General features: G+C 66.2%; 4 protein-coding genes. 1 reads left to right on the forward strand and 3 read right to left on the reverse strand.

Annotated features, from left to right (window positions below; translation table 11 throughout):
* Positions 1–153 precede the first annotated feature (153 nt).
* The 3 genes from A5906_RS08775 to A5906_RS08785 all read right to left on the reverse strand — a co-directional run bounded on the left by A5906_RS08775 (position 154) and on the right by A5906_RS08785 (position 3,037).
* Positions 154–999, reverse strand: coding sequence for an SDR family NAD(P)-dependent oxidoreductase (locus A5906_RS08775; RefSeq protein ID WP_347337595.1), 846 nt, complete (start codon positions 997–999; stop codon positions 154–156).
* On the reverse strand, positions 909–2,150 hold the full coding sequence (locus A5906_RS08780) for an ABC transporter substrate-binding protein (protein WP_080134804.1): 1,242 nt from the start codon (positions 2,148–2,150) through the stop codon (positions 909–911). The genes A5906_RS08775 and A5906_RS08780 overlap by 91 nt, the downstream gene beginning before the upstream one ends.
* An 83-nt stretch (positions 2,151–2,233) precedes the next feature.
* Positions 2,234–3,037 (reverse strand): acetoacetate decarboxylase family protein, encoded by an 804-nt coding sequence (locus tag A5906_RS08785; protein WP_201723783.1) that lies wholly within the window; start codon positions 3,035–3,037, stop codon positions 2,234–2,236.
* A 173-nt stretch (positions 3,038–3,210) separates the two neighbouring features.
* Here A5906_RS08785 and xseA point away from each other — a divergent pair.
* A partial coding sequence (gene xseA, locus A5906_RS44130; protein WP_245326644.1) for an exodeoxyribonuclease VII large subunit occupies positions 3,211–4,182 on the forward strand: 972 nt, incomplete at its 3' end.

A 4,182-nucleotide genomic window follows, 5' to 3' on the forward strand; every position in this document is an offset into this window, starting at 1 on the left:
AGGCGGAGCAAGCCGGCGAGCAGTCCTCGTGAAATCCATATGCGATGGCCCTGCGGCCCCGCTGCGCATCGTCCGGACGCGCCGACCTCTCCCGCAAGCGGGAGAGGTGAACAACCGACCGCGGCAATCGATTCAACTCAAAGCCATTCCGCGCTAGGCGAGCGTCATCCCGCCATCCACGACCCAGGCCGCGCCGTTCACGTGCGCGGCCTCGTCGGAGGCGAGGAAAGCAACGACGCTTGCGACATCCTGCGGCCGCCCATGGGCGATCGCCGCGCTCCGGCGCAGCGCGATGGCGCTGTCGCGCGCCTGGCCCTCCAATTCCCGGATCATGCGCGACTCGACCGGTCCGGGGAGAACGGCGTTGACCCTGATCCTGGTCCTGGCCACATCGAGCGCCGCCGTCCGTGTCAGTCCGAGCACCGCGTGCTTGGAGGCGACATAGCCGGCGAGCCCTGCGCGCCCGCGGATCGCAGACGTCGATGCGGTGTTGATGATGGCGCCGGTTCCCCGCTGCATCATTCTCGCGATCACGTGCTTGAGGCCGAGAAAAACCCCCTTCACGTTCACCTGCAGCAGCTGGTCGAACGTTTCGTCCGGGTATTCGTGCAGCGGAGCGACGACGCCTTCGATACCCGCGTTGTTGGCGAAGATGCCGATCGGCCCCAGGCGCGTCTCGACCGCCTCGACGAACGCGGCCGTCTCGCGCGCGCTGGAGACATCGGCGCGAATGGCAAGTGCCCTCGCCCCGGCCTTCTCGACCAGTTGCGCAACGGCGCCGGCGGCCGTCTCGTCCCGGTCGACGATCGCGACCGCATCGCTCATCTGCGCCAATCTCAAGGCGATGGCGCGTCCGATATCGCCTCCGCCGCCGGTGACGAGCGCGACCGGCGGCCTGTCACCGCCGCTCACGACTTCAGGAACTCGCAGCCGCCATCCGCCAGTGGCCGCCAGGCCTCGGACGGCGCGATGGTCTTGACCAGCTTGTAGTAGTCCCACGGATATTTGGAATCTGCGGGGGTTTTCACCTCGAACAGATACATGTTGTGCAGCTTGCGGCCGTCGGCGCGCACGCTGCCCTTGCCGAACAAGGGATCGTCGGTCGGGATCCTTTTCATCTCCTCGACGACGGCCTTGCCGTCGCCGGAGGCGCCGAGCGCATCGACCGCCTTGAGATAGTGCAGCGTCGCGGCATAGGCGCCCGCATGCAACGCGGTCGGATAGCGACCGTTGTTGCGCGGCGCGAAGCGCCTGGTCCAGGCGCGCGTGTCGTCATTCAGGTCCCAGTAGAAGGATTCGGTGAACTGCAGCCCCTGCGCGATCTTCAGGCCGAGCGAATGCACGTCGCTGAGATACAATACCGTCGCGACCACGCGCTGGCCCCCCTGCGGAATGCCGAATTCGACCGCCTGCTTGATGGAATTGATGGTGTCGCCGCCGGCATTGATCAGCGCGATGATCTCCGCCTTGGACGACTGGGCCTGCAACAGGAAGGAGGAGAAGTCCTGCGTATTGATCGGCGTGCGCACACCGCCGAGGACCTTGCCGCCGGATTTCTGCACGACAGTCTTGATGTCGCCTTCCATGGCGTGGCCAAAGGCGTAGTCGGCGGTGAGCAGGAACCAGCTCTTGCCGCCGCTCTCGACGACGGCGCGCGCGACACCCGACGAGAGCGCGTAGGTGTCGTAGGTCCAGTGCACGAGATTGGGGGAGCAGGACTTGCCGGTCAGGTCCGACGAGGAGGCGCCGGACACCAGCAGCGTCTTGTTGTTCTGCTGCACGACGTTGCGCACCGCGAGGGCGACGGCCGAATTCGGCGCATCGACGATCACGTCGACGCTCTGCCGATCGATCCACTCGCGCGCGATGTTGGCACCGAGATCGGCCTTGTTCATGTGGTCGCCGCTGATGATCTCGATGGGACGGGTCATCCTGGGAGCCGAAGCCTGGAAATCCTCGACCGCCATTCTCGCCGCCAGCAGCGAGCCGGGACCTGTGACATCGGCATAGAGGCTGGACATGTCGGTCAGCACGCCGATGCGCAGCGGCTTTGCGTCTTGCGCCCGCGCGCCGAGCCCCGTCATGCCCAGCACCAGCCCGCCGGCGCCGGCCAGCACCCGGCGGCGGCTCACCCGAAATCGTCCAGCCATCTCCAGCCCTCCTTCGGCTCTTTGCGCGTTTCTTCCCGTGTTGCCGCCCGCACGTACATTGCGTGCAGGCTGGTCTCGTTTGCTCAGGGTGTGAGCCGCTCGATCAGCCGCCGATCCTCGACCTCGAAACCGCCGCCATAGACGTCCGACACCATGAAATGCGCGCCGAGGATTTCCGGCTCGAGTTCGGCAATCGGATCGTACTCGCTGGCGTGCAGCGTCATCGAGGCGCGGCCCGGCAACGGCTTGGAGTATTTCAACGGCGTGCGGCGATAGGCGATGTCGGCATAGGCCGTGCCGAGCCGCTCGGGGTGCGGCAACCGACGCACATGGATCTCGCCGGCCGGCAGCTCGTCACCATCGACGATGCGCACAATGGGTGCGGACGCATCCGGCGTGAAGGCGAAATCGGCGAGCGGGATGCCACGGCGCCGGACCCAGCCGCTGACCGAGCCGTCCGGATGCTCGTCGAAGGCGTAATGCGCATCCTTCTTGGTGTAGCCGAACACCTCCCGCCCGGCACAGATCCCCATGGGATCGCTGCAATACATGAAGATATGCGTCTCGGTGAACAGCCCCTTGTAGCGCACCGGCACCGAGATCATCAGATCGAACATCTCGCCCGCGTGTACGGCCAGGGAGTGACCGGGCGAACGCATGAAGCGGAAGGCGACACGATCGCTCGCGATCTCGAACGGCGTCTCAGTGAGCAGGGTCGCGACCTTCCCCGGCGCAACGCGGGTCATGATCTCGACGGTCCGCAAGGTGCAGCCCCACTCGACCGGATAGGCCGGCGAATAAGGCGGATTGACCCCGCTGTTCGGCTTGAGCCGGTACTGCCCGAACATGCGTCCGCGCGGATCGTCGGGATCGGTGACCACAGTCATCGGGGCCGCTTCCTCTCTATATTCATATATGATTTATAGATTTCATATATGAAATTAGACGCGAGTCAAGCCGCCGCCTGGAGGCGGTTCCGCGCCGCGCGGAATCGATTGGCGCGACGCGGCGAAAATCCTTAACGTCCGGCTCGACCCCCAAATGCCGAATCGTTTTTGAGATGCCGCCTGCGGAACAACTGCTCAACGCGCCCGAATTCACCGTCTCCGAGCTCTCGCTGTCCCTGAAACGGACGGTCGAGGACGCCTTTGGCCATGTCCGCGTCCGCGGCGAGATTTCCGGCTTTCGCGGGCCCCATTCCTCCGGCCATTGTTATTTCTCGCTCAAGGACGAGAGCGCCAAGATCGAGGCGGTGATCTGGAAGGGCGTGCACGGCCGGATGCGCTTCAAGCCCCAGGAGGGGCTCGAGGTGATCGCCACGGGCAAGCTGACGACCTATCCCGGCTCCTCGAAATACCAGATCGTCATCGAGGCACTGGAGCCGGCCGGCATCGGCGCGCTGATGGCGTTGATGGAGGAGCGCAAGAAGAAGCTCGCCGCCGAGGGCCTGTTCGACGAGGCGCGCAAGCAGCTCCTGCCCTGGCTGCCGGAGGTGATTGGCGTGGTGACCTCGCCGACCGGCGCCGTCATCCGCGACATTCTGCACCGGCTCGAGGATCGTTTCCCCCGCCGCGTGCTGGTGTGGCCGGTCAAGGTGCAGGGCGAAGGCTCGGCCGAGCAGGTCGCGGCCGCGATCCGCGGCTTCAACGCGCTGCCCGAGGGCGGCAAGATTCCGCGTCCCGACGTGCTGATCGTCGCACGCGGCGGCGGCTCGCTGGAGGACCTCTGGTCGTTCAACGAGGAGATCGTGGTGCGGGCGGCGAGCGAGAGCATGATCCCGCTGATCTCGGCGGTCGGCCACGAGACCGACATTACGCTGATCGACTTCGTCGCCGACAAGCGCGCGCCGACGCCGACGGCCGCCGCCGAGATGGCAGTGCCGGTGCGCAGCGAATTGTTCGTCGAGGTCGCCGATCTCGGGCGCCGCACCCGCGCCTATTGGCAACGCGCGCAGGAGAGCCGCCGCAGCGAGCTGCGCGCCGCCGCGCGCGCGCTGCCGGCGGCCGGCGATCTGCTAGCGATCCCGCGGCAG

The organism is Bradyrhizobium sacchari (assembly GCF_002068095.1).
GTDB lineage: Bacteria > Pseudomonadota > Alphaproteobacteria > Rhizobiales > Xanthobacteraceae > Bradyrhizobium > Bradyrhizobium sacchari.

Coding starts and splice junctions, on each gene's coding strand:
- A5906_RS08785 (WP_201723783.1), bottom strand. CDS start 3,037: ATGACTGTGGTCACCGATCCCGACGATCCGCGCGGACGCATGTTCGGG.
- A5906_RS08780 (WP_080134804.1), bottom strand. CDS start 2,150: ATGGCTGGACGATTTCGGGTGAGCCGCCGCCGGGTGCTGGCCGGCGCC.